The organism is Hydrogenophaga sp. (assembly GCF_031426985.1).
GTDB lineage: Bacteria > Pseudomonadota > Gammaproteobacteria > Burkholderiales > Burkholderiaceae_C > Hydrogenophaga.
Map to the genome: position 1 here is coordinate 1 of NZ_JASJOY010000063.1, position 23803 is coordinate 23803.

A 23803-nucleotide genomic window follows, 5' to 3' on the forward strand; every position below is an offset into this window, starting at 1 on the left:
AGGTCCTGACGCCAGCAATGGTGTGGGGGTTCGAGTCCCCCCCCGCGCACCACCTCACAGACGACCAGATCCTCACCGGTTGACCTTTGTGGCCGACCGCCTTCCCTGATTGGAGATAACCATGACCGTGACTGTTGAAACCCTGGAAAAGCTCGAGCGCAAGATCACGCTGACGCTGCCGGCCGACGTGATCCAGAACGAGGTGACCAAGCGCCTGAAGGAAGTGGCGCGCAAGGTCAAGATGGACGGTTTCCGTCCCGGCAAGGTGCCCATGAGCGTGGTGGCCCAGCAGTACGGCTACTCGGTGCACTACGAAGTGATGAACGACAAGGTCGGTGAGGCCTTTGCCGTTGCCGCCAACGAAGCCCAGCTGCGCGTGGCCGGTCAGCCCAAGATCACCGAAAAGGATGGCGCCGCCGAAGGCGAGCTGGCCTTTGACGCTGTGTTCGAGGTGTATCCCGACGTCAAGATCGGCGATCTGTCGGCCGCCGAGGTGGAGAAAGTCTCCGCTGAAGTGACCGATGCCGCCATCGACCGCACGCTGGACATCCTGCGCAAGCAGCGCCGCAGCTTTGCCCAGCGCGCCGCCGACCAGGCCGCTGCGGACAGCGACCGCGTCACCATTGACTTCGCCGGCAAGATCGACGGCGAGGCCTTCGAAGGCGGCAAGGCCGAAGGCTTCCAGTTCATCGTTGGCGACGGCCAGATGCTCAAGGAATTCGAAGACGCCGTGCGCGGCATGAAGTCGGGCGAGTCCAAGACCTTCCCGCTGGCCTTCCCGGCCGACTACCACGGTAAGGATGTGGCCGGCAAGACCGCCGACTTCCTGGTGACGCTCAACAAGATCGAAGCCGCCCACCTGCCGGAAGTGGACGAGGCCCTGGCCAAGTCCCTGGGTATCGAAGAAGGCACGGTCGAAGCCCTGCGCGCCGACATCAAGAAAAACCTGGAGCGCGAAGTCAAGCACCGCGTGCTGGCCCGCAACAAGCAGGCCGCCATGGATGCGCTGGCCGCCGCGGCCGAGCTGGACCTGCCCAAGTCCATCGTGCAGGCTGAAGCCGACCGTCTGGTGGAAGGCGCCCGTGCCGATCTGAAGCAGCGCGGCGTGAAGGATGCCGACAAGGCGCCGATCCCCGAAGAGCTGTTCCGCCCCCAGGCCGAGCGCCGCGTGCGTCTGGGTCTGGTGGTGGCCGAGCTGGTGCGTTCCAACGAACTGCACGCTACGCCCGATCAGATCAAGGCACACATCGAAGAACTGGCCGCTTCCTACGAAAAGCCGGCGGACGTGGTGCGCTGGTACACCAGCGACAACCGCCGCATGGCCGAAGTCGAGGCCATCGTGATCGAGAACAACGTGACCGAATTCGTGCTGTCCAAGGCCAAGATCACCGACAAGGCGATCGGCTTTGACGAGCTGATGGGCCAGGCCTGAGCCTGACCGGGTTTCCGGACACAAAGGGCGGAGCGATCCGCCCTTTTTTTTGTCGGGGGCTTGCGTTCTGCGCCGGGCGCGCAATATGCAGCCAAGGCCGAAGTCCGACACGCCATGGCGGCCTTGTCGGGTTGGTTACAGTAGCGTCACATCGCAACGCATTACACGGAGAAACGCATGAGCGCAATGGACATTCAGGGTCTGGGCATGGTGCCCATGGTGATCGAAACCTCGGGTCGTGGCGAGCGTGCCTACGACATCTATTCGCGGCTGCTCAAGGAGCGGGTGATCTTTCTGGTGGGCGAGGTCAATGACCATTCGGCCAATCTGGTGGTGGCGCAGCTGCTGTTCCTGGAGAGCGAAAACCCCGACAAGGACATTTCGTTCTATATCAACTCGCCCGGTGGCTCGGTCAGCGCCGGCATGGCGATTTTCGACACCATGAATTTCATCAAGCCGGACGTCTCCACGCTGTGCTGTGGCTTCGCCGCCAGCATGGGCGCGTTCCTGCTGGCCGCCGGCACCAAAGGCAAGCGCTTCTCGCTGCCGAACTCCAAGATCATGATTCACCAGCCATCGGGCGGCAGCCGTGGCCAGGCCACAGAGATCGAAATCCAAGCCCGCGAGATCCTCAAGACCCGCGAGCAGCTCAACAAGATCCTGGCCGAACGCACCGGGCAGCCGCTGGAGCGCATTGCCCGCGACACGGAGCGCGACTACTACATGTCGGCCGCCGAATCGGCCGAATACGGCCTGATCGACAAGGTGATCGACAAGCGCGCGGCCTGATTCGCCTGCTGAAGCCCAAAACCCGGCCCCAAACGCCCGGATTCGCACCAAAAAGGGTGCTTTTCGGGCGTTTGGGCCCATGGGGCGTTGGACTATCATTGTTCTCGACGCCCCCATTACCGTCTACCTGACCTCCTTCCATGGCCGACAAAAAAGCCGCCTCCAGTGAAAAAGCGCTCTACTGCTCGTTTTGTGGCAAGAGCCAGCACGAGGTCAAAAAGCTGATCGCCGGCCCTTCGGTGTTCATCTGCGATGAATGCATCGAGCTGTGCAACGACATCATTCGCGACGAACTGCCGGGCCTGGACGCCGTCAAGGCGCAGGGCGACGACCTGCCCACGCCGGCGCAGCTCAAGTCCAACCTCGACCACTATGTGATCGGCCAGGACAACGCCAAGCGCGCGCTGGCCGTGGCGGTCTACAACCACTACAAGCGCCTGCGCCACAAGCAGACCGCCCGCAAGGACGACGTGGAGCTCGCCAAGAGCAACATCCTGCTGATCGGCCCCACGGGTTCGGGCAAGACCTTGCTGGCCCAGACCATGGCACGCATGCTCAACGTGCCGTTCGTGATGGCCGATGCCACCACGTTGACCGAGGCCGGTTACGTGGGCGAAGACGTGGAAAACATCGTGGCCAAGCTGCTGCAAAGCTGCAACTACGACGTCGATCGCGCCCAGCAGGGCATCGTCTACATCGACGAAATCGACAAGATCACGCGCAAGTCCGACAACCCGTCCATCACCCGTGACGTGTCGGGTGAGGGCGTGCAGCAGGCCTTGCTCAAGCTGGTGGAAGGCACCATGGCCAGCGTGCCGCCGCAGGGCGGGCGCAAGCACCCCAACCAGGACTTCCTGCAGGTCGACACCACGAACATTCTGTTCATCTGTGGTGGCGCCTTCGCGGGGCTGGAAAAAATCATCGAAAACCGCACCGAGGCGTCCGGCATGGGCTTCGGTGCCGTGGTCAAGAGCAAGCAGCAGCGCAGCCTCACCGAATCGTTCAAGGACATCGAGCCCGAGGATCTGATCAAGTTCGGCCTCATCCCCGAACTGGTCGGACGCCTGCCGGTGATCGCCAGCCTGGCGGAACTCAGCGAGGATGCGCTCGTCGAAATCCTCACCGAACCCAAGAACGCGGTGGTTAAGCAGTTCTCGCGTCTGCTGTCCATGGAAGGTGCTGAGCTCGAAGTCCGGCCCGCAGCACTCAAGGCCATCGCCCGCAAGGCGCTGGCGCGCAAGACCGGCGCACGTGGTCTGCGCTCGATACTGGAAAACGCGCTGATCGACACCATGTTCGATCTGCCAGGCATGAGCAACGTGGAAAAAGTGGTGGTGGACGAATCCACCATCGAAGAGAACAAGGCGCCTCTGCTGGTTTACCGCGAAGCGGCCAAGCAGGCCTGAGCGGTCTTTCGTTGCATCCGGGGGCGGGCGTCCATTCACGGCGTCCGCCACCCAGCCCAATCTGTTGAGGTTCAAACATGTCCGGACAAATCCCACTGCCCAGCACGCCGGTTGACCTGCCCCTGTTGCCTCTGCGCGATGTGGTGGTCTTCCCGCACATGGTCATTCCTCTGTTCGTGGGGCGCCCCAAGAGCATCAAGGCGCTGGAATCGGCGATGGAGGCCGAGCGCCGCATCATGCTGGTGGCGCAGAAGGCCGCGGCCAAGGACGAGCCGTCCACCGACGACATGTTCGAGATGGGCTGTGTCGCCACCATCCTGCAGATGCTCAAGCTGCCCGACGGCACGGTGAAAGTGCTGGTGGAAGGTGTTCAGCGCGCCAAGGTGCTGGCCATTCGCGATGGCGAGAGCCACTTCGTGGCCAGCGTGGCGCCGGTCGATCCGGTGCAGGAGCGCTCGGAAGCTCACGCCACAGAACTCGAAGCCCTGCGCCGCGCGGTGATGCAGCAGTTCGACCAGTACGTCAAGCTCAACAAAAAGATTCCGTCCGAGATCCTGACCTCGATCTCCAGCATCGACGATCCGGGGCGTCTGGCCGACACCATTGCCGCCCACCTGCCGCTCAAGCTCGAGTCCAAGCAGGTGGTGCTGGATCTCGACCCGGTCAACAAGCGGCTGGAAAACCTGTTCGAGCAGCTCGAGCGCGAGGTCGACATCCTCAACGTCGACAAGAAGATCCGCGGTCGCGTCAAGCGCCAGATGGAGAAGAACCAGCGCGACTTCTACCTGAACGAACAGGTCAAGGCGATCCAGAAAGAGCTTGGCGAAGGCGAAGAGGGCGCCGACATCGAGGAGATCGAGAAGAAGATCAAGCTCGCCAAGATGCCGGCCGAGGCCCGCAAGAAGGCCGACGCGGAATTCAAAAAGCTCAAGCTCATGTCGCCCATGTCGGCCGAGGCCACCGTGGTGCGCAATTACATCGATGCGCTGGTGGCCCTGCCCTGGAGCAAGAAGACCAAGATCAAGCACGACTTGGCGCATGCCGAGGACGTGCTCAACGAAGACCACTACGGTCTGGACAAGGTCAAGGACCGCATCCTCGAATACCTCGCGGTGCAGCAGCGCGTGGACAAAGTCAAGGCGCCGATCCTGTGTCTGGTCGGCCCACCGGGCGTGGGCAAGACCTCGCTGGGGCAGTCGGTGGCCAAGGCCACCGGTCGCAAGTACGTGCGCATGGCGCTGGGCGGCATGCGCGACGAGGCCGAGATCCGCGGCCACCGCCGCACCTACATCGGCGCCATGCCGGGCAAGGTGCTGCAGAGCCTGTCCAAGGTGGGCACACGCAACCCGCTGTTCCTGCTCGACGAGATCGACAAGCTGGGCACGGATTTCCGTGGCGACCCGTCGGCTGCGCTGCTGGAGGTGCTGGACCCTGAGCAGAACCACACCTTCGCCGACCATTACGTCGAGGTCGATTTCGATCTGTCGGACGTCATGTTCGTGGCCACCTCGAATTCGATGAACATTCCGCCGGCCTTGCTGGACCGGATGGAGGTGATCCGCCTCTCGGGTTACACCGAAGACGAAAAGACCAACATCGCGGTTCGCTATCTGCTGCCCAAGCAGGTCAAGAACAACGGCATCCGCGAAGGCGAGATGGACGTCAGCGACGAAGCGGTGCGCGACATCGTGCGCTACTACACCCGTGAGGCGGGTGTGCGGTCGCTCGAGCGCGAGCTCTCCAAGATCTGCCGCAAAGTCGTCAAGGGCTTGTTGCTCAAGAAGTACACGCCGACGGTGAAGGTCACGGCCGAGAACCTGAGCGATTTCCTGGGGGTGCGCAAGTACACCTACGGTCGCGCCGAGCAGCAGAACCAGGTGGGCCAGGTGGTCGGTCTGGCCTGGACGGAGGTGGGGGGCGACCTGCTGACCATCGAGGTCGCCATCATGCCCGGCAAGGGTGTCATCACCCGCACCGGTTCGCTGGGCGACGTGATGAAGGAGTCGGTGGAGGCCGCGCGCACCGTGGTGCGCAGCCGCGCGCGCATGTTGGGCATCAAGGACGAGATGTTTGAGAAGCGCGACATCCACATCCACGTGCCCGATGGCGCCACGCCCAAAGATGGGCCCAGTGCTGGTGCGGCGATGACGACGGCCCTGGTGTCGTCGCTGACCGGCATCCCGGTGCGCGCTGACGTGGCCATGACCGGCGAGATCACCTTGCGTGGCGAGGTCACGGCGATTGGCGGGCTGAAGGAGAAACTGCTGGCCGCTCTGAGGGGCGGTATCAAGACCGTGATCATTCCCGAAGAGAACGTCAAGGACTTGGCCGACATTCCCGACAACGTCAAACAAGGGCTGGAGATCGTGCCGGTGAAATGGATCGACAAGGTGCTGTCCGTTGCATTGGAGCGCGTGCCCGTGCCCCTGACCGAGGAAGAGGTCGCGGCCCAGTTGGCTGCGGCTGCAGGGCGCCCTCCCGCGTCCGCACCGGACGCTGTGAAGCACTGAGCAAAAAATGCGGGGCACTTGAAAAACCCGCGTTTTTTGCGCTAGAATTTCAGCTTCTGACGAACTTCACCAAACGTCAGAAACATGCGGGAATAGCTCAGTTGGTAGAGCGCAACCTTGCCAAGGTTGAGGTCGCGAGTTCGAATCTCGTTTCCCGCTCCAGTTTGTAAAAAGGGAAGCCCAGCTTCCCTTTTTTATCGAAGGCGATGGCCCAGTTGTCGAGCTTTCGGATCGGGCGCGATAGCAAATCGGTTATGCAACGGATTGCAAATCCGTCTAGCCCGGTTCGACTCCGGGTCGCGCCTCCAGTCACACTGGACTTTTATTGCGGGAATAGCTCAGTTGGTAGAGCGCAACCTTGCCAAGGTTGAGGTCGCGAGTTCGAATCTCGTTTCCCGCTCCACACTCCACAAACGGGAAGCCTGGCTTCCCGTTTGTCTTTGTGGTCCCATTCCCTGGTGTTTCAGGAGTCGTTGGGTGAACCTGCGACAATCGCCCGCTTGCCTCGATGGTGGAATGGGTAGACACAGCGGACTTAAAATCCGCCGGCCTTAACGGGCTGTACCGGTTCAAGTCCGGTTCGAGGCACCAGCAGGCCCTAGGCTTTTTCCGGCGTCGCCGGTACAGTGAGTTTCCATGACACGATACAACGCGCCCTTCGAGATCCATGTGCATGGAGATGTGCCGCTGCGGGATGACGTGGTTTACGGCCAGATCCAGGACGCGCTCAAGCCCCTGTGGCAGTACGCCGGGGCCCGCTCGCTGGCTGCAGCGGCCGAGAGCGCTTATGAAGATGAGCCGGGTATCCGTTTCGACGCCGAGGCCCATGTGCTGCAAATGTGCTGGACGGTCCCTGGTGACGAGGATTTCCGTCTGGTGATCGAAGAGGCCTGCATGGGGCTCAACGAGATCGCTTCGGCCGGCGCGCCGCTCGAAGTTTCGTTCTACGACACCGAGTTCGACGAAGAAGAAGCTCCTGAAGACGAAGAGGCTCGCGACGATTTCATGATGTGTTTTGTCGGGCCGACGCCGGCTGCCATCATGCAGGTGCAGCGTGACCTGCTGGTGCAGGACGTGGTGCACATGATGGAGCGGCATTTCGATGCGTCCGAGCTGGGCGAGGTGGTGGAGGCCATCGACAAGCTGTTCAACCAGCGCTTTGACGCTCTGGTCAATTCCATGCAACTGGGCAAACCCCCGCGTGGTTATGGCGGTCCGTCGGGCCATGGTGGCCCGCGCAAGCCCCGCCATCTGCACTGAGGACTGAGCGCTGCGCTCCGTTACGCCCTGGCCCTAGACTGCCATGGACGGGCGCCGGTCCGCGGCGCCGCTGGAGCGGCCATGGTCATGGTCATGTTTGCATCCGATGCCTTGAACCCAGGCGTGCGCAAGCGCGAGGTGTTCGGTTGGGCGATGTACGACTTCGCCAATTCGGGCTACACCACGGTGGTGCTCACAGCGGTTTTCGCCGCGTACTTTGTTGGGGCGGTGGCGGGTGGTGCGGAGTGGGCGACGTTCGCCTGGACGCTCGCACTCGGTATTTCCAACGCGATCGTGATGTTCACCATGCCGGTGATCGGTGCCTGGGCCGATCGGCGTGGGGCCAAGAAGCGCCTGCTCGTGTTCTCGACCGTGGGTTGCGTGCTGGGGACGGCCGCCCTGGCCGCGGTGGGGCCCGGGGCCGTGCTGCTGGGCATGCTGCTGGTGGCGATTTCCAACGTGTTTTTTGCCTGGGGCGAGTCCCTCGCGGCGGCGTTTCTGCCGGAGCTGGCGCGTCCCGAAGCCATGGGCAGGGTCAGCGGTTGGGGCTGGAGCCTGGGCTATCTGGGGGGCATGCTGGCGCTGGGCCTGAGTCTGGCCTACGTGCTGTGGGCTCAGTCGCAAGGCCAGCAGGCGGCCGACTTCGTGCCGGTGACCATGTGGATCACGGCGGTCTTGTTTGGCGCCGCGGCGCTGGTGACCTTCTCGCTGCTGCAAGAACGGACCGGGCGCACGGGGGCGGCGCTGCCCGAGGAGCGATTGGCCGGCGAGCGCAACGCGCTGCGCCAGTTGCGCCGCACCTTTGAACAGGCCAGGGACCACCGCGATTTCATGTGGCTCCTCGGCTGCGCGGTGGCCTATCAAGGGGGCGTTGCAGTCACCATCGCGTTGGCGGCGATCTACGCCGAGCAGGTGATCGGCTTCGTCCAGCAGGAGACGATGGTGCTGATCTTTGTGCTCAACATCGCGGCGGCTCTGGGGGCCTTCGCCTTTGGGTATGGACAGGACCGGCTGGGCCACAAGCGGGCGCTGGCCGTCACCCTGTTGGGCTGGGTCGCGACCTGTGTGATCGCCGCCCTGACCACCACCAAAGGCGGCTTCTGGTACGCCGCCGCCATAGCGGGGGTGTGCATGGGGTCCAGCCAGTCGGCCGGGCGGGCCATGGCGGGGCTGCTGGCGCCACCCGCACAGCTGGCCGAGTTCTATGGTCTGTGGACCTTCGCCACGCGGCTGGCGAGCATCCTGGGGCCGCTGAGCTACGGTGCCATCACCTGGGCCACGGGCGGCAATCAGCGGGTGGCCATTGCCGCGACGGCGGTGCTGTTCCTGCTGGGCCTGCTGCTACTGTGGCCGGTGGACATGGCGCGTGGCCGTGAACGGGCTTTGCTGAGCAGCGCTGGGCGCGGATGAGGCACAGGTTCAGCAGGACCAGAGCGCGGCGGGTGTGGCAAGGCCCAGCCAACGCAGGGCCACGGCGCTGAGCGCCTCAGGCTGGCTGGTCGAGAGCAGGGTCAAGCGGGGCAGGGGGGCGCTGGACAGCGGAGCACGATCGTGCAGCACCTCGCGGGTGCGGCGGGCCACCGGCGCACCGGTTTCCACCAGTCGCACCGAAGGGCCGCACAGGCCTTGCAGCAATTCGGCCTCGAACGGGTAGTGCGTGCAGCCCAGCACCAGGGTGTCGATCGGCCCGTCGGCCGGTGCCTGCTGCTGCAGTGCCGACACGTAGCGCTCGCACAGCGTGCGGGTCAGGTCTTTGTCACCCCGCTCGATGGCGTCGGCCAACCCGTCGCAGGGCTGGTTGTGGAAGTGCGGGCGGTGCGCATCGCCGCCGTGCTCCAGCCGTTCTTGCAGCTTGTGGTATCGGCCGCTGGCCAGCGTGCCGCGGGTGGCCATGACGCCGATGTGCCGCGTCTGGCTCAATGCGGCGGCGGGCTTGAGCGCCGGCTCCACGCCCACGAACGGCAGGTCGTGGTGGGTGTGGCGCAACGCGTCGATGGACTGTGCCGTGGCCGTGTTGCAGGCCACCACCAGCGTGTCCAGCGGGTACTCGCTGCGCAGCTGCCCCACGATGCGCTGCGAGCGCTCCGTCACCTCATCGGCCGTGCGCTCCCCGTAGGGGGCGTACGCACGGTCGGCCACGTAAACGAAACGGGCGTGGGGCAGCTCGGCCAGCAAGGCCCGCAGCACGCTCAGGCCGCCGACCCCGCTGTCGAAAACGCCGATGGTGTGGCCGTGCTGGCTCAAGCGCTGGCGACGGTGATGCCCTTGAACTCGCCCGAGGCGATGCGCTGGCTCCACTCGGCCGGGCCGGTGATGTGGGCGCTGGTGCCGCCGGCATCCACCGCGACGGTCACAGGCATGTCCACCACGTCGAATTCGTAGATGGCTTCCATGCCCAGGTCGGCGAAGCCCACGACCTTGGCGGTCTTAATGGCCTTGGAGACCAGGTAGGCGGCGCCGCCCACGGCCATGAGGTAGGCCGACTTGTGCTTCTTGATCGCCTCGATGGCGACCGGGCCGCGCTCGGCCTTGCCGATCATGGCGATCAGGCCGGTCTGGGCCAGCATCATGTCGGTGAAGCCATCCATGCGGGTGGCGGTGGTGGGGCCGGCGGGGCCGACGGCCTCGTCCTTGACCGGATCGACCGGGCCCACGTAGTAGATGACGCGGTTGGTGAAGTCCACCGGCAGCGGCTCGCCCTTGGCCAGCATGTCCTGGATGCGCTTGTGCGCAGCGTCGCGGCCGGTGAGCATCTTGCCGTTGAGCAGCAGGGTGTCGCCCGGCTTCCAGCTCGCCACTTCGGCGGCGGTGAGGGCGTTGAGATCCACCTTCTTGCTCTTGACGTAGTCGGGGGTCCAGGCCACGTCGGGCCAGAGGTCCAGGCTCGGCGGGTCGATGTAGGCCGGGCCGCTGCCGTCGAGCACGAAGTGGGCGTGGCGCGTGGCTGCGCAGTTGGGGATCATGGCCACCGGCTTGCTGGCGGCGTGCGTGGGGTACATCTTGATCTTGATGTCCAGCACGGTCGTCAGGCCACCCAGACCCTGCGCGCCAATGCCCAGGGCATTGACCTTCTCGTACAGCTCCAGGCGCATTTCTTCGAGCTGGCTGAGTTTCTCGCCTTTGGACGCCTTGGCCTGCAGTTCGTACATGTCGATGTCGTCCATCAGGCTCTCTTTGGCCATCAGCACAGCCTTCTCGGCGGTGCCGCCGATGCCGATGCCCAGCATGCCCGGCGGGCACCAGCCGGCGCCCATGGTGGGCACGGTCTTGAGCACCCAGTCGACCACGTTGTCACCGGGGTTGAGCATGACCATCTTGGACTTGTTCTCGGAGCCGCCGCCCTTGGCCGCCACGGTCACTTCCACGGTGTTGCCGGGCACGATCTCGGTGAAGATCACGGCCGGCGTGTTGTCCTTGGTGTTCTTGCGGGCGAACTGCGGGTCGGCCACCACACTGGCACGCAGCGTGTTGTCGGGGTGGTTGTAGCCGCGGCGCACGCCTTCGTTGATGGCGTCGTCCAGGCTGCCGGTGAAACCTTCGAGCCGCACATCCATGCCGATCTTCAGGAACACGTTGACGATGCCGGTGTCCTGGCAGATCGGGCGGTGGCCGGTGGCGCTCATCTTGCTGTTGGTCAGGATCTGCGCGATCGCGTCCTTGGCGGCGGCGCTCTGCTCGCGTTCGTAGGCGCGGGCGAGGTGGGCAATGTAGTCGGCCGGGTGGTAATAGCTGATGTACTGCAGGGCGGCGGCGACGGACTCGATCAGGTCGTTCTGGCGGATCAGGGTGGTCATGGCTGGAATCGCGGGTGGCTATGGGGGTGACGTGGGTAACCGGCGGGCGGTGTGCAGGGCGCCTGCGGTCTGTTACGGTGAGGCGGCCGCCTATTTTGACAGGTCGGCCCTCGGGCTGGCTGACGACGGGAGCCTTGCCATGAACACCGGGAAGCAGACGCGCACTGAAACCGACAGCATGGGCGCCATGGCGGTGCCGGCCGATCGCCTGTGGGGCGCACAGACACAGCGCTCACTGGTGCACTTCGGCATTTCCAGCGAACGCATGCCGCCCGAGCTGATACGGGCGCTGGCCCGGGTCAAGCGGGCCAGTGCGGTCGTGAACGCGCGTCTGGCGGGCCTGAACGCCCCGGTGGCCGAAGCCATCGTCACCGCTGCGGACGAAGTGATCGCCGGGCGCCACGACGACGAGTTTCCGCTGCGGGTCTGGCAGACGGGGTCGGGCACGCAGACCCACATGAACCTCAACGAGGTGCTGGCCAACCGGGCCAGCCAGCTGCTCGGTGGCGCGGTCGGCACGGGGCGGCTGGTGCATCCGAACGACGATGTCAACCGCAGCCAGTCGTCCAACGACGTGTTCCCGACGGCCATGCACCTGGCAACCATCGAAGGCGTGGTTCAGCACCTGCTGCCCGCCCTGGGCGGCCTGCGGCAGACCCTGGAGGCCAAGGCTCAGGCATTCGACGGCATCGTGAAAGTGGGGCGCACCCACCTGCAGGACGCCACGCCGATCACGCTGGGGCAGGAAATGTCGGGCTGGGCTGCGCAGCTGGGGCAGGCCGAACAGCACATCCGGCAGGCGCTGCCCCACCTGCACGAACTGGCCATCGGCGGCACGGCCGTTGGCACCGGACTCAACGCACCCGCCGGGTTTGGCGAGGCGGTGGCGGCCGAGCTGGCGCGCGACACCGGCTGGCCGCTGATCAGCGCACCCAACAAGTTCGAAGCGCTGGCGGCTTGCGATGCGCTGGTGCACGCCCACAGCGCGCTCAAAGGGCTGGCGGTGGGTCTGATGAAGATCGCCAACGATGTGCGCTGGCTGGCCAGCGGCCCGCGCAGCGGCCTGGGCGAACTCTCGATACCGGACAACGAACCCGGCTCATCCATCATGCCCGGCAAGGTCAACCCGACCCAGTGCGAGGCCCTGACCATGGTTTGTGTCCAGGTGATGGGCAACGACGTGGCTGTCGGGATCGGTGGCGCGTCGGGGCAGTTCGAACTCAACGTGTTTCGGCCCCTGGTGGCGCACAACGTGCTGCAGAGCCTGCGCCTGCTGGCCGATGCCATGTCGGCCTTCGACCGGCACTGTGCCCGGGGCATCGAGCCGCGGCTGGAGCCGATCGCGCGGCACCTGGCGCGTTCGCTGATGCTGGTCACCGCGCTCGTGCCTCACATCGGCTACGACCGAGCGGCGGCCATCGCGAAGCAGGCGCTGGAGGAGGGGGTCGATTTGCGGGCGGCGGCCCTGGCCTCGGGGTTGGTCACGGCCGAGGACTACGACCGATGGGTGGTGCCGTCCCATATGGTCGGTCGCTGAGGAAATCGCCCGGATGGGCGGCCCGCCGCGTGGTCAGTGGTCGGCCACCTCGGAGACCGGGTGCATGATGCGGTCGGCCATGGCGATGGCCATGGCGCTGAGCAGGAAGACGAAGTGGATCACGGTCTGCCAGATCAGCACCTTCTCGTCGTAGTTGGCGGCGTTGATGAAGGTCTTGAGCAGGTGGATCGAGCTGATGCCGATGATGGCCGTGGCCAGCTTGACCTTGAGCACCGATGCGTTGACGTGGCTGAGCCATTCGGGCTGGTCGGGGTGGCTCTCCAGGTGCATGCGGCTGACGAAGGTTTCGTAGCCGCCGACGATGACCATGATCAGCAGGTTGCTGATCATCACCACGTCGATCAGGGCCAGCACGACCAGCATGATGATGGTCTCGTTCAGGTGCGTGATGGCCTCGAAGCCGATGACTTTGCCGTCGGGTCCGAGGATGGCCGCCGCCTGGTAGCCGCTGCTCTTGACCAGCGTGGCCAGGGCCGTCTGGTTGCCGAAAGCGGCTTCGATCAGATGCACCAGCTCCACCCAGAACTGGAACACGTAGACGGCCTGCGCTCCGATCAGTCCGATGTACAGCGGCAGCTGCAGCCAGCGGCTGGCAAAGATCAGGTTGGGCAGGGCACGCGTGGTGCCCGGGGTCTTGACGGGATCGCTCATGGTGGTGGTGTTCAGGCGCAGGGCGCAGAAATTCTCAAAAAAATACGCGTGCGCGGCCTCGCGCAGGCTGGAATTGTAGGAGGCTCCACCCTGGGCTGCCGGCACCTGCGGCAAGGCCCGCCGGAGGGCATGTAAGTGGCTCGTAAGAGCTGCTGCGCACAGTCTCCCGGTTCCATTTTTCACCCCATAGCAAGGAGACAAACCATGTCCACACCGTCGTCGGCCATCGAGTCCACCCTGGTCGAGAATCGCGTGTTCGAACCCAGCGCAGCCACCGTCAAAGCCGCGCGCATCGCGGGCATGGACGCCTACAACGCCCTGTGCGCTGAGGCCGAACAAGACTTCGAAGGCTTCTGGGCCAGACAGGCCCGCGAGACGCTGACCTGGCACAAGCCCTTCACCAAGGTGCTGGACGAGTCCAACAAGCCTTTCTACAAGTGGTTCGAAGACGGTGAACTGAACGCCTCCTACAACTGCCTGGACCGCCACATGGGCACGCCGGTCGAGAACAAGACCGCCATCATTTTTGAAGCCGACGGCGGCGAAGTGACCAAGGTCACCTACCGCGAACTGCTGAACAAGGTGTCGCAGTTCGCCAATGCGCTCAAGGCCAAGGGCGTGAAGAAGGGTGACCGCGTCGTCATCTACATGCCCATGACCATCGAAGGCGTGGTGGCCATGCAGGCCTGCGCCCGCATCGGCGCGACCCACAGCGTGGTGTTCGGTGGCTTCTCGGCCAAGGCGCTTCAGGAACGCATCCGCGATGCCGGCGCCGTGGCCGTGGTCACCGCCAACTACCAGCTGCGCGGCGGCAAGGAACTGCCGCTCAAGTCCATCGTGGACGAAGGCATCGCCATGGGCGGCTGCGAAACCATCAAGGACGTGATCGTGTTCCAGCGCACGCCCACCGCCGTCAACATGGTGGCCGGTCGTGACAGCCTGATGCACGAAGTGATGGCCGGTCAGTCGACCGACTGCCCGGCCGAGATGGTGAGCGCCGAGCACCCGCTGTTTGTGCTCTACACCTCCGGCTCCACCGGCACCCCCAAGGGCGTGCAGCACAGCACCGGTGGCTACCTGCTGTGGGCCAACCTCACCATGAACTGGACCTTCGACCTGAAGGACAGTGACATCTTCTGGTGCACCGCCGACATCGGCTGGATCACCGGCCACAGCTATGTGGCCTATGGTCCGCTGGCCGCTGGCGCGACGCAGATCGTGTTCGAAGGCGTGCCCACCTACCCGAACGCCGGCCGCTTCTGGCAGATGATCGAGCGCCACAAGTGCACCATCTTCTACACGGCGCCCACGGCCATCCGTTCGCTGATCAAAGCCGCCGAGGCCGACGAAAAAGTGCACCCGGCGCGTTCCGATCTGTCCAGCCTGCGCCTGCTCGGTTCGGTGGGTGAGCCCATCAACCCCGAAGCCTGGATGTGGTTCTACAAGCACGTCGGTGGCGAGCGTTGCCCGATCGTGGACACCTTCTGGCAGACCGAAACCGGTGGTCACATGATCACCCCGCTGCCGGGCGCCACGCCGCTCGTGCCGGGCTCCTGCACGCTGCCGCTGCCGGGCATCACCACCGCCATCGTCGATGAGACCGGGACCGATGTGCCCAACGGCGCCGGCGGCATCCTGGTGGTCAAGAAGCCCTGGCCGTCGATGATCCGCACCATCTGGGGCGACCCGGAGCGCTTCAAGAAGAGCTACTTCCCCGAAGAGCTCAAGGGTTATTACCTGGCCGGCGACGGCGCGGTGCGCAGCGCCGACCGCGGCTACTTCCGCATCACCGGTCGCATCGACGACGTGCTGAACGTGTCCGGCCACCGCATGGGCACGATGGAGATCGAGTCGGCCCTGGTCGGCAAGAGCGATCTGGTGGCCGAAGCCGCCGTGGTGGGCCGTCCGGACGACCTGACCGGCGAAGCCATCGTGGCCTTCGTTGTGCTCAAGCGCTCGCGCCCCTCCGGCGACGAAGCCAAGGCGATTGCCAAAGAGCTGCGCGACTGGGTGGGCAAGGAAATCGGCCCGATCGCCAAGCCCAAGGACATCCGCTTCGGGGACAACCTGCCCAAGACCCGCTCGGGCAAGATCATGCGCCGCCTGCTGCGCTCGATCGCCAAGGGCGAGGCGATCACGCAGGACACCTCGACCCTGGAGAACCCGGCCATCCTGGACCAGCTGTCGGAAAACAACTGATCTTGATCGAGGTCCCGCCCGATGCCTACCGGCATCGGGCAACAAAAAACCCGCTGGGCAACCAGCGGGTTTTTTGTTGTGTGTGGCGTGAAGTGGATTACTTCAGGCCCAGCACCCAGGTGGCCAGCTTCTTGGCGTCGGCGGCGTTCACTTGGGTGTTGGCGGGCATGGGGATCGCGCCCCAGACGCCGGAACCGCCCTTGACGATCTTCTCGGCCAGCTTGTCGGCGGCCTTGGCGTCGCCGGCGTACTTCTTGGCCACGTCCTTGTAAGCCGGGCCGACCAGCTTCTTGTCAACGGCATGGCAGGCCATGCAGTTCTTGCTCTTGGCCAGGGCTTCGTCGGCCATTGCCGGGGCGGAGACAGCGGCCACTGCGGCCATAATCATCAGAGCGCGTTTCATGGATGTTTCCTCGTGGGTGAAAGCGAAAAGCTCGCAGGCCCAATTTTACCCAGCGCCGATCGCCTGATACGCGTGCTTACAGTTTCTTGCGGGCTTCATGAGTCCTTTACCGGAGGGTGTGATGTATTTCCTCATCGCAGGCGTGGCCCTGTTGCTACTGAAATACCTGCAGATCGGTGCCGTGGCCGACTGGTCGTGGTGGTGGGTGCTCTCGCCATTTGCGATGGCCGTGGTCTGGTGGGCGTGGGCCGACGCCACGGGCTACACCAAACGCAAGGCCATGGAAAAGATGGACCAGAAGAAGCGCGAACGCATCGAAAAACAGCGTGAGGCCCTGGGCATCAAACCCAAGCGCCGCTGACCCCAGGCGCTGTGCAAACTCCCTGCGTCCCAGAGTCCCTGACCGGTCCGTGGCTGTGGCCTCGGTGACCCGTCCATCCTTACCCGCTGCGGGATAATCTCCACCCGCTTCCAGCTCCCCCTTCACCGAACGTTCTTCACCATGCCCGCCTACCGCTCCAAGACTTCCACCGCCGGTCGCAACATGGCCGGTGCCCGCGCGTTGTGGCGCGCCACCGGCATGAAAGATGGTGACTTTGCCAAGCCCATCATCGCCATCGCCAACAGCTTCACGCAGTTCGTGCCCGGTCACGTGCACCTCAAGGACCTGGGGCAACTGGTGGCGCGCGAGATCGAGGCGGCGGGCGGTGTGGCCAAGGAGTTCAACACCATTGCGGTGGACGATGGCATCGCCATGGGGCACGACGGCATGCTGTATTCGCTGCCCAGCCGCGAGCTGATTGCCGACTCGGTCGAGTACATGGTCAACGCCCACTGCGCCGATGCGCTGGTGTGCATTTCCAACTGCGACAAGATCACCCCCGGCATGCTGATGGCCGCGATGCGTCTGAACATTCCCGTGGTGTTCGTCTCCGGTGGCCCCATGGAAGCCGGCAAGGCCCGTCTGGCCAACCCGCAGACGCAGACCATCGAAATCAAGAAGCTGGACCTGGTCGACGCCATGGTGATGGCCGTGGACAGCCAGGTCAGCGAGAGCGATCTGGCCGAGGTCGAGCGCTCGGCCTGTCCGACCTGCGGTTCCTGCTCGGGCATGTTCACCGCCAACTCCATGAACTGCCTGGCCGAAGCGCTGGGCCTGGCCCTGCCGGGCAACGGCACGGTGGTGGCCACCCACGCTGACCGCGAGCAGCTGTTCAAGCGCGCCGGTCGCACCGCCGTTGCGCTGTGCGAGCGTTACTACGAACAGGGTGACGAGTCGGTGCTGCCGCGCGCCGTGGGCTTCAAGGCCTTCGAAAACGCGATCACGCTGGACATCGCCATGGGCGGCTCGACCAACACCATCCTGCACCTGCTGGCCATCGCGCAGGAAGCCGGCATCGACTTCACCATGTCCGACATCGACCGCCTCTCGCGTTCGGTGCCGCAGCTGTGCAAGGTGGCGCCCAACACCAACAAGTACCACATCGAAGACGTGCACCGTGCCGGCGGCATCATGGCCATCCTGGGTGAGCTTGACCGCGCGGGCAAGCTGCACACCGACGTGCCCACCATCCACGCCAAGACCATGCAGGACGCGCTGGACCAGTGGGACATCGCGCGAAGCCCGTCGGACGAGGTGAAGACCTTCTACATGGCGGGCCCGGCCGGCATCCCGACGCAGGTGGCGTTCAGTCAGGCCACGCGCTGGCCCAGCCTGGACCTGGACCGCGCCGAAGGCTGCATCCGTTCGTTTGAGCACGCGTTCTCGAAAGAGGGCGGTCTGGCGGTGCTGCGCGGCAACATCGCGCTCGATGGCTGTGTGGTGAAGACCGCCGGGGTGGACGAGTCCATCCTGGTGTTCGAAGGCTCGGCCTACGTGACCGAGTCGCAGGACGAAGCCGTGGCCGAGATCCTGGCCGACAAGGTCCAGGCCGGCGACGTGGTGATCGTGCGTTACGAAGGCCCCAAGGGCGGCCCGGGCATGCAGGAAATGCTCTATCCGACCAGCTACATCAAGTCCAAGGGACTGGGCAAAGCCTGCGCGCTGCTGACCGATGGCCGCTTCTCGGGCGGCACCTCAGGCCTGTCCATTGGCCACTGCTCGCCTGAAGCTGCCGCCGGTGGCGCGATCGGCCTGGTGCGTCAGGGTGACCGCATCCGCATCGACATCCCCAACCGCAGCATCAACGTGCTGGTGAGCGACGAAGAACTCGCCAAGCGCCGTGCCGAGCAGGATGCCCTGGGCTGGAAGCCGGCCCAGCCGCGCCCGCGCAAGGTGTCGGCGGCGCTCAAGGCGTATGCGCTGCTGGCCACTTCGGCCGACAAGGGCGCCGTGCGCAACTTGGCGCTGCTGGGCGACTGAGTTCCGCTCAAGGTGCTCCGGCAACAACAGCCTCTTCGGAGGCTGTTGTGTTTTGTGACGGGTCCAAAACCGCAGGCTCCGGCCGGGTGGGGCGCAGCGTGCACAATCCCCGCCATGTTGATGCACCCCCAGATCGATCCCGTCGCCCTGCAACTCGGCCCGCTCGCCGTCCACTGGTATGGCCTGACCTACCTCGCCGCCTTTGGCCTGTTTGTGCTGCTCGGCCGCGCGCGCCTGAAGCACGAACCCTTCGCGTCCATTCGACAGCCGCAGCCGTGGACCTCCCGTGACGTCGAGGACATCCTCTTTCTGGGCGTCATGGGCGTGGTCCTGGGCGGGCGCATCGGCTACTGCCTGTTCTACAAGCCGGCCTACTACCTGAGCCATCCGCTGGAAGTGTTTGCGGTCTGGCAGGGGGGCATGAGTTTTCACGGCGGCATGCTGGGCGTGATCGCGGCCATGGTCTGGTACGCGCGCAGCCGCCAGCGCCCCTGGCTGCAGGTGATGGACTTTGTGGCGCCCTGCGTGCCCACCGGCCTGGCGGCGGGTCGCGTGGGCAACTTCATCAACGGCGAGCTGTGGGGGCGTGTGGCCGATCCGTCGCTGCCCTGGGCCATGGTGTTCCGCGGCGCGGGCGACCTGCCTCGCCATCCCTCACAGGTCTACCAGTTCCTGATGGAGGGGGTGCTGCTCTTCGTGCTGCTGTGGCTGTACGCCCGCAAGCAGCGCGCCACCGGGCAGGTGGGGGCGGCCTTTCTGTTCGGCTACGGCGTGTTCCGCTTCATCGCCGAGTTTTTCCGCGAACCCGATGCCCATCTGGGCCTGCTGTCGCTGGGCATGAGCATGGGGCAGTGGCTGTGCGTGCCCATGATCGTGGGCGGTGCCGTGATCTGGTGGTGGTGCGGCCGCCGTAGCGGGGCCTGAGACAGGCCGGGATCGACGCCCCGGCGCTTCATCTTTCAATATTGCCGGTCGCGGTGCAAGGGTAAACACCGGTGCTTGCATCCGTCCTTGTGATGAAAATTATCCGTAATTACAGGTAATCACGAATAATCACAAAGCCGGAACCATGCGACTGGTGCTCAACTCCCTGCACGACGAAGTGGCCGCCCAGCTGCGCGAGCGCATCTTCGCGGGCGAGCTGGCCCCGGGCAGCTTTGTCGACGAGCCGGCGCTGTGTGCCGAGCTGTCCATCTCGCGCACCCCGCTGCGCGAGGCGCTCAAGGTGCTGACGGCCGAGGGGCTGTTGCGGCACGAACCGCGCCGGGGCTGCTTCGTCAGCCAGATCACCGAACAGGACCTGGACGAGATTTTTCCGGTGATCGCGCTGCTGGAAGGGCGCTGTGCCTTCGAGGCCGCGCGCAACGCCACCGATGCCGACCTGGCCGCCCTGGAGCAGCTGCACGACCGCCTGCAGCGCAGCGCCAAGGCCAAGCGCATCACCGAGTATTACGAGACCAACTTCGCGATCCACGAGGCCATCATCCTGCTGGCCAACAACCGCTGGCTGGCGCAGGTGATCGGCGACCTGCGCAAGCTCGTCAAGCTGGCGCGCCTGCAGCAGCTGCACGCGCCCGGCCGGCTGGAGCAAAGCCTGTCGGAGCACATGGCGGTGTACGCGGCGCTGAAGGCGCACGATGCCGAGGGCGCCGAGGCCGCCATGCGCACCCACCTCACCCGCCAGCGCGTGGCGCTGCGCGAACTGGCCCGTCTTCAGACTTCGAGGATCTCGGCATGAACACCCGCGAATGGTTGACCGAACGCGTCGCGCGCCTGCGCACGCCCGAGCCGGCGACGGTGCGCTCCACCCAGGAGCGGCTCAAGGCCCGCCTGCGGCAAGGTGAGGAGGCCCTGTCGCCACGCGCCCTGCGGCACACGCTGGACGGGCTCAAAGCCATCGTCGATCCGCTGGTCAGCGAGGTCGAAGGCGGTCGGCGCGCGGGGGCCGTGATCGACTGGTACGCCAGCGCCACGCCGGCCCACCGGCGCGACCTGTGGCTGCTCATGAGCGAGCGTTTTGTGGCCGATCCGGCGCAGGTGAAGGCTGCGCAGGCCACCTACCTGACCACGGTGGGCACGCCCGACGAAGCCGCCGCCGAGGTGCTGTACCGCCGCGCCACGGTGTCGCCGCGGCGGCGCCTGCTGCAGCGCTTCAGCGCCCACCCGGACGGCATTCCCTTCCTGGTGAGCCTGCGGGCCGAGATGCAGCCGCAGCTCAAGTCCGACAAGCGCCTGCTCGCGCTGGACGTGGAGATGGAGTACATGTTCTCCACCTGGTTCGATGTGGGCTTCCTGGAGCTGCGCCGCATCAGCTGGGACTCGCCCGCCTCGCTGGTGGAGAAACTCATCAGGTACGAGGCGGTGCACGACATCCGCAGCTGGGACGACGTGAAGAACCGGCTGGACAGCGACCGCCGCTGCTACGGCTTCTTCCACCCGCGTCTGCCGGGTGAGCCGCTGATCTTCGTGGAGGTCGCGCTGATCAACGAGATCGCGGCGAGCATCACGCCGCTGCTGGACGAGTCCGCCGCACCGGCCGACCTGGACCGCGCCACCACCGCCATCTTCTATTCCATCAGCAACACCCAGGCCGGACTGCGCGGCGTGAGCTTTGGTGATTCGCTGATCAAGCGCGTGGTCGAGAGCCTGCACCAGGAGTTCCCGCGCCTCAAGACCTTCGCCACCTTGTCGCCGATTCCCGGTCTGCGCAGCTGGTTGAACAAAAACGCGCCGGCCGAGCTGCTGCAGGCCTGGGACGCGGCCCCCGATCTGGCCGAGAAGTCGCCGCCCCGCGTGGCCCTCAAGCAATGGGCGGCGCGCTACCTGGGGCGCGAGCTGCAGGACGGCAAGCCGCTGGACGCGGTGGCCCGCTTCCACCTGGGCAATGGCGCCCGTGTCGAGCGCCTGAACTGGGCCGCCGACCCCTCCGCCAAGGGTTTCAAACAGTCCTACGGCCTGATGGTCAACTACCTCTACGACCTCAAGAAGCTCGACAAAAACCGGACCGCCCTGGCGCAAGGCAAGATCCCGATCGCCCCGGCGATCAAGGACCTGCTGCCCTGACACACAACGCTTTCACCACAACCACAACGGAGACAACACCATGCAAGCAACAGGATTCAACCGCCGCGACGTGCTGCGCATCGCCGCTGCCAGCGCCGCCGTGTACGGCACCGCCGGCCACGCCCAGAGCACCTGGCCCAGCAAGCCCGTGACCATGATCGTGCCGTTCCCGGCCGGCGGCGGCACCGATGCCTTCGCACGTCCGCTGGCGGCGCAGTTCACCAAGCTCAGCGGCAAGTCGCTGGTGATCGACAACCGCGGTGGCGCGGGCGGCACGCTGGGCGCGGGTATTGCCGCGCGGGCCAACCCGGACGGTTACACCCTGTTCATGGGGGCGGTGCACCACACCATCGCTCCATTCATGTACCCGCGGCTGGACTACGACATCGACAAGGACCTGGTGCCCCTGATCCTGGTGGCCAGCGTGCCGCAGGTGCTGGTGGTGAACGCCAAGGCCTACGCCAACATGGATTTCAAGGCCTTCCTGGCCAAAGTCAAGGCCAACCCTGGCAAGCTCAACTATGGGTCGGCCGGCGCAGGCACCTCCCACCATCTGGCGGGTGAACTGTTCAAGCAGCAGAGCAAGACCTTCATCACCCACATCCCCTACCGCGGCGCCGGTCCGGCGCTCAACGACCTGATTGCGGGCAATGTGGACATGATGTTCGACGGACTGGGGTCGTCGGCTGGTCACATCAAAGGTGGCCGCATCAAGGCGCTGATGGTGTCGGGCAACAAGCGCAACCCGGCCTTCCCGGACGTGCCCAGCGCGGCCGAACTGGGCCTGCCCGACTACGACGTGACCACCTGGTACGGCGTGTGGGCGCCCAAAGGCACACCAGCCGATGCGCAGGCCCGTGCCATCGAAGAGATCCGCAAAGCCGCTCAGGCCGATGACGCCAAGGCGGTCTGGGCCTCGCAAGGGGCCGAGTTTCCCAACCTGCACGGCGCTCAGTTCGACGCCTTCGTCAAGGCCGAGCTGAAGAAGTGGGCCCAGGTGGTCAAGGCCTCGGGCGCCAAGCTCGACTGAACCCGCACCGAAGGCACCGCATGTCTGGACACGTTCGTCTGCTGATCGATGGCGGCGACCACAGCGCTGTGGCGTTGGTGACCCTGTCGAATCCGGCCAAGTTCAACGCCATGTCGCGCGCGATGTGGCGCGAGTTGCGGCAGGTGTTCACCGACCTGCAGCAGCGCACCGATGTGCGCGCGGTGCTGGTGGCGGGCGAGGGCGGTCATTTCTGTGCCGGGGGCGACATCGCCGAGTACACCGACTTCCGCTTCCATCCCGAGGGCCTGCGCGACTTCCACGAGAACGATGTCTGGGGCGGCCTCTCGGCCATGCTGGCGTGCGACCTGCCCATCGTGGCGCAGATCGAAGGCAACTGCATGGGCGCCGGCGTGGAGATCGCCAGTTGCTGCGACATCCGCATCGCAGGGCAGGGCGCGCGCTTTGGCGCGCCGATCGCCAAGCTGGGGTTTCCGATGGCGCCGCGCGAGGCCGAACTGGTGGCGCGCGAAACGGGGCTGGCCACGGCGCGCCAGCTGCTGCTGGAGGCGGCGCTGCTCGACGCGCCCACGATGCAGGTGCGGGGCTTTGTGCAGACGGTGATGCACGATGCCGATGTGCCGGCCGAGGCCCTGCAGCGCGTGCACCGCATCGCGCGCCTGGCCCCGCAGGCCGCCCGGCTGAACAAGCAGATGCTGCGCGCCCTGGCAGATGGGCAGACGGCCCAGGCGCTGCTGCCCACCGCCTACGACTACGCCGACAGCGCCGAACACCGCGAAGGCATTGCCGCCTTTCTGGCCAAACGCCCACCGAACTTCTGAACCTCACCCATCTCATTTCCCCATGAGCAACCAGAACCTGTTCGTCGCCTTGCGCGACGCCTTCCCCGCCGACCTGGACCGCACCGCCATCGAGACGGATGACGGGCTGCGCTATTCCTGGCGCGACCTGGACCGCGCCACCGCCATGGTGGCCAACCTGCTCGAATCGCTGGACCTGCCCCCCGCCTCGCGCATCGCGGTGCAGGTGGAAAAGTCGGTCGAGGCCATGGTGCTGTACCTGGCCACGCTGCGCGCGGGGCACGTCTTCCTGCCGCTGAACACGGCCTACCAGAGCGCCGAGATCGAATACTTCATCGGCAACGCCGAGCCGGCGGTGGTGGTCTGCAGCCCCAAGAACCACGGCTGGGTCAGCAAGATCGCCTTCACCGCCGGCACGCAGCACGTGTTCACCCTGGGCGACGACCGAACGGGCAGTCTGCTCGATCGCGCCGCCCACCACAGCGACCGCCACACGCCCGCCGTGCGGCAAGACGACGACCTGGCCGCCATCCTCTACACCAGCGGCACCACCGGCCGCAGCAAGGG

20 protein-coding genes and 4 tRNA genes are annotated in these 23803 nt (G+C 65.4%); 20 read left to right on the plus strand and 4 right to left on the minus strand.

Features of this window, described 5'->3' with window-relative positions:
- Positions 1 to 121 precede the first annotated feature (121 nt).
- From tig to RMP09_RS08640, 10 genes are all read left to right on the plus strand, one after another.
- Positions 122 to 1432: a trigger factor gene (gene tig, locus RMP09_RS08595; protein ID WP_310565565.1), complete on the plus strand. Its 1311-nt coding sequence runs from the start codon at positions 122 to 124 to the stop codon at positions 1430 to 1432.
- A 177-nt stretch (positions 1433 to 1609) separates the two neighbouring features.
- Positions 1610 to 2221 carry an ATP-dependent Clp endopeptidase proteolytic subunit ClpP gene (clpP, locus tag RMP09_RS08600; protein ID WP_310565566.1) on the plus strand — a complete coding sequence of 204 codons (612 nt, stop codon included), beginning with the start codon at positions 1610 to 1612 and terminating at the stop codon, positions 2219 to 2221.
- A gap of 140 nt (positions 2222 to 2361) precedes the next feature.
- Positions 2362 to 3627 (plus strand): ATP-dependent Clp protease ATP-binding subunit ClpX, encoded by a 1266-nt coding sequence (clpX, locus tag RMP09_RS08605; RefSeq protein ID WP_310565567.1) that lies wholly within the window; start codon positions 2362 to 2364, stop codon positions 3625 to 3627.
- Positions 3628 to 3704: 77 nt separating this feature from the next.
- Positions 3705 to 6137, plus strand: a complete 2433-nt coding sequence (lon, locus tag RMP09_RS08610) for an endopeptidase La (protein WP_310565568.1) — start codon at positions 3705 to 3707, stop codon at positions 6135 to 6137.
- Between the two features lie 86 nt (positions 6138 to 6223).
- A tRNA-Gly gene (locus RMP09_RS08615) sits at positions 6224 to 6299 on the plus strand.
- A 72-nt stretch (positions 6300 to 6371) separates the two neighbouring features.
- Positions 6372 to 6445, plus strand: a tRNA-Cys gene (locus RMP09_RS08620).
- A 19-nt stretch (positions 6446 to 6464) separates the two neighbouring features.
- Positions 6465 to 6540: transfer RNA gene (locus RMP09_RS08625), tRNA-Gly, on the plus strand.
- Between the two features lie 99 nt (positions 6541 to 6639).
- Positions 6640 to 6728 (plus strand) — tRNA-Leu (locus tag RMP09_RS08630).
- Between the two features lie 45 nt (positions 6729 to 6773).
- Positions 6774 to 7397 (plus strand): DUF6806 family protein, encoded by a 624-nt coding sequence (locus tag RMP09_RS08635; RefSeq protein WP_310565569.1) that lies wholly within the window; start codon positions 6774 to 6776, stop codon positions 7395 to 7397.
- 87 nt (positions 7398 to 7484) lie between these two features.
- On the plus strand, positions 7485 to 8807 hold the full coding sequence (locus tag RMP09_RS08640) for an MFS transporter (RefSeq protein ID WP_310565583.1): 1323 nt from the start codon (positions 7485 to 7487) through the stop codon (positions 8805 to 8807).
- A 9-nt stretch (positions 8808 to 8816) separates the two neighbouring features.
- Here the strand turns inward: RMP09_RS08640 and murI are convergent, their stop codons facing one another.
- Both murI and RMP09_RS08650 read right to left on the minus strand, forming a co-directional pair.
- The gene (gene murI / locus RMP09_RS08645) at positions 8817 to 9641 is read right to left on the minus strand and encodes a glutamate racemase (RefSeq protein ID WP_310565570.1); all 825 of its coding nucleotides are present in this window, start codon (positions 9639 to 9641) and stop codon (positions 8817 to 8819) included.
- Positions 9638 to 11191 (minus strand): fumarate hydratase, encoded by a 1554-nt coding sequence (locus RMP09_RS08650; RefSeq protein ID WP_310565571.1) that lies wholly within the window; start codon positions 11189 to 11191, stop codon positions 9638 to 9640. Before RMP09_RS08650 ends, murI begins: the two co-directional genes overlap by 4 nt.
- A gap of 139 nt (positions 11192 to 11330) precedes the next feature.
- On the opposite strand from RMP09_RS08650, the gene fumC reads away from it, so the two are divergent.
- The gene (gene fumC, locus RMP09_RS08655; RefSeq protein WP_310565572.1) at positions 11331 to 12728 is read left to right on the plus strand and encodes a class II fumarate hydratase; all 1398 of its coding nucleotides are present in this window, start codon (positions 11331 to 11333) and stop codon (positions 12726 to 12728) included.
- A 33-nt stretch (positions 12729 to 12761) separates the two neighbouring features.
- Here the strand turns inward: fumC and RMP09_RS08660 are convergent, their stop codons facing one another.
- Entirely contained in the window at positions 12762 to 13400 is a 639-nt protein-coding gene (locus tag RMP09_RS08660; protein WP_310565573.1) for a YqhA family protein, read from the minus strand.
- Between the two features lie 204 nt (positions 13401 to 13604).
- On the opposite strand from RMP09_RS08660, the gene acs reads away from it, so the two are divergent.
- Complete coding sequence (gene acs, locus RMP09_RS08665; RefSeq protein ID WP_310565574.1) at positions 13605 to 15599, plus strand: acetate--CoA ligase; 1995 nt, start codon at positions 13605 to 13607, stop codon at positions 15597 to 15599.
- Between the two features lie 97 nt (positions 15600 to 15696).
- On the opposite strand, the gene RMP09_RS08670 is transcribed toward acs, so the two are convergent.
- Positions 15697 to 16002 carry a c-type cytochrome gene (locus RMP09_RS08670; RefSeq protein ID WP_310565575.1) on the minus strand — a complete coding sequence of 102 codons (306 nt, stop codon included), beginning with the start codon at positions 16000 to 16002 and terminating at the stop codon, positions 15697 to 15699.
- 121 nt (positions 16003 to 16123) lie between these two features.
- On the opposite strand from RMP09_RS08670, the gene RMP09_RS08675 reads away from it, so the two are divergent.
- From RMP09_RS08675 to RMP09_RS08710, 8 genes are all read left to right on the plus strand, one after another.
- Positions 16124 to 16363 (plus strand): TIGR04438 family Trp-rich protein, encoded by a 240-nt coding sequence (locus tag RMP09_RS08675; protein ID WP_310565584.1) that lies wholly within the window; start codon positions 16124 to 16126, stop codon positions 16361 to 16363.
- 141 nt (positions 16364 to 16504) lie between these two features.
- Complete coding sequence (ilvD, locus tag RMP09_RS08680) at positions 16505 to 18364, plus strand: dihydroxy-acid dehydratase (RefSeq protein ID WP_310565576.1); 1860 nt, start codon at positions 16505 to 16507, stop codon at positions 18362 to 18364.
- A 114-nt stretch (positions 18365 to 18478) separates the two neighbouring features.
- A complete protein-coding gene (gene lgt / locus RMP09_RS08685) occupies positions 18479 to 19288 on the plus strand; it encodes a prolipoprotein diacylglyceryl transferase (RefSeq protein ID WP_310565577.1) in 810 nt (269 codons plus the stop codon).
- A 145-nt stretch (positions 19289 to 19433) separates the two neighbouring features.
- A complete protein-coding gene (locus tag RMP09_RS08690) occupies positions 19434 to 20102 on the plus strand; it encodes a GntR family transcriptional regulator (protein WP_310565578.1) in 669 nt (222 codons plus the stop codon).
- A complete protein-coding gene (locus tag RMP09_RS08695; protein ID WP_310565579.1) occupies positions 20099 to 21427 on the plus strand; it encodes a malonyl-CoA decarboxylase domain-containing protein in 1329 nt (442 codons plus the stop codon). The genes RMP09_RS08690 and RMP09_RS08695 overlap by 4 nt, the downstream gene beginning before the upstream one ends.
- Before the next feature lie 40 nt (positions 21428 to 21467).
- Positions 21468 to 22457 (plus strand): tripartite tricarboxylate transporter substrate-binding protein, encoded by a 990-nt coding sequence (locus tag RMP09_RS08700; protein WP_310565580.1) that lies wholly within the window; start codon positions 21468 to 21470, stop codon positions 22455 to 22457.
- 20 nt (positions 22458 to 22477) lie between these two features.
- Entirely contained in the window at positions 22478 to 23257 is a 780-nt protein-coding gene (locus RMP09_RS08705; protein WP_310565581.1) for an enoyl-CoA hydratase/isomerase family protein, read from the plus strand.
- Between the two features lie 22 nt (positions 23258 to 23279).
- The coding region (locus RMP09_RS08710; RefSeq protein ID WP_310565582.1) for an AMP-binding protein at positions 23280 to 23803 on the plus strand (524 nt) is incomplete at its 3' end.

Bases quoted from the DNA above. Each gene is read 5' to 3' on its own strand.
- tig (WP_310565565.1), top strand. From the start codon at position 122: ATGACCGTGACTGTTGAAACCCTGGAAAAGCTCGAGCGCAAGATCACG.
- clpP (WP_310565566.1), top strand. From the start codon at position 1,610: ATGAGCGCAATGGACATTCAGGGTCTGGGCATGGTGCCCATGGTGATC.
- clpX (WP_310565567.1), top strand. From the start codon at position 2,362: ATGGCCGACAAAAAAGCCGCCTCCAGTGAAAAAGCGCTCTACTGCTCG.
- lon (WP_310565568.1), top strand. From the start codon at position 3,705: ATGTCCGGACAAATCCCACTGCCCAGCACGCCGGTTGACCTGCCCCTG.
- RMP09_RS08635 (WP_310565569.1), top strand. From the start codon at position 6,774: ATGACACGATACAACGCGCCCTTCGAGATCCATGTGCATGGAGATGTG.
- RMP09_RS08640 (WP_310565583.1), top strand. From the start codon at position 7,485: ATGGTCATGTTTGCATCCGATGCCTTGAACCCAGGCGTGCGCAAGCGC.
- RMP09_RS08650 (WP_310565571.1), bottom strand. From the start codon at position 11,191: ATGACCACCCTGATCCGCCAGAACGACCTGATCGAGTCCGTCGCCGCC.
- fumC (WP_310565572.1), top strand. From the start codon at position 11,331: ATGAACACCGGGAAGCAGACGCGCACTGAAACCGACAGCATGGGCGCC.
- RMP09_RS08660 (WP_310565573.1), bottom strand. From the start codon at position 13,400: ATGAGCGATCCCGTCAAGACCCCGGGCACCACGCGTGCCCTGCCCAAC.
- acs (WP_310565574.1), top strand. From the start codon at position 13,605: ATGTCCACACCGTCGTCGGCCATCGAGTCCACCCTGGTCGAGAATCGC.
- RMP09_RS08670 (WP_310565575.1), bottom strand. From the start codon at position 16,002: ATGAAACGCGCTCTGATGATTATGGCCGCAGTGGCCGCTGTCTCCGCC.
- RMP09_RS08675 (WP_310565584.1), top strand. From the start codon at position 16,124: ATGTATTTCCTCATCGCAGGCGTGGCCCTGTTGCTACTGAAATACCTG.
- ilvD (WP_310565576.1), top strand. From the start codon at position 16,505: ATGCCCGCCTACCGCTCCAAGACTTCCACCGCCGGTCGCAACATGGCC.
- lgt (WP_310565577.1), top strand. From the start codon at position 18,479: ATGTTGATGCACCCCCAGATCGATCCCGTCGCCCTGCAACTCGGCCCG.
- RMP09_RS08690 (WP_310565578.1), top strand. From the start codon at position 19,434: ATGCGACTGGTGCTCAACTCCCTGCACGACGAAGTGGCCGCCCAGCTG.
- RMP09_RS08695 (WP_310565579.1), top strand. From the start codon at position 20,099: ATGAACACCCGCGAATGGTTGACCGAACGCGTCGCGCGCCTGCGCACG.
- RMP09_RS08700 (WP_310565580.1), top strand. From the start codon at position 21,468: ATGCAAGCAACAGGATTCAACCGCCGCGACGTGCTGCGCATCGCCGCT.
- RMP09_RS08705 (WP_310565581.1), top strand. From the start codon at position 22,478: ATGTCTGGACACGTTCGTCTGCTGATCGATGGCGGCGACCACAGCGCT.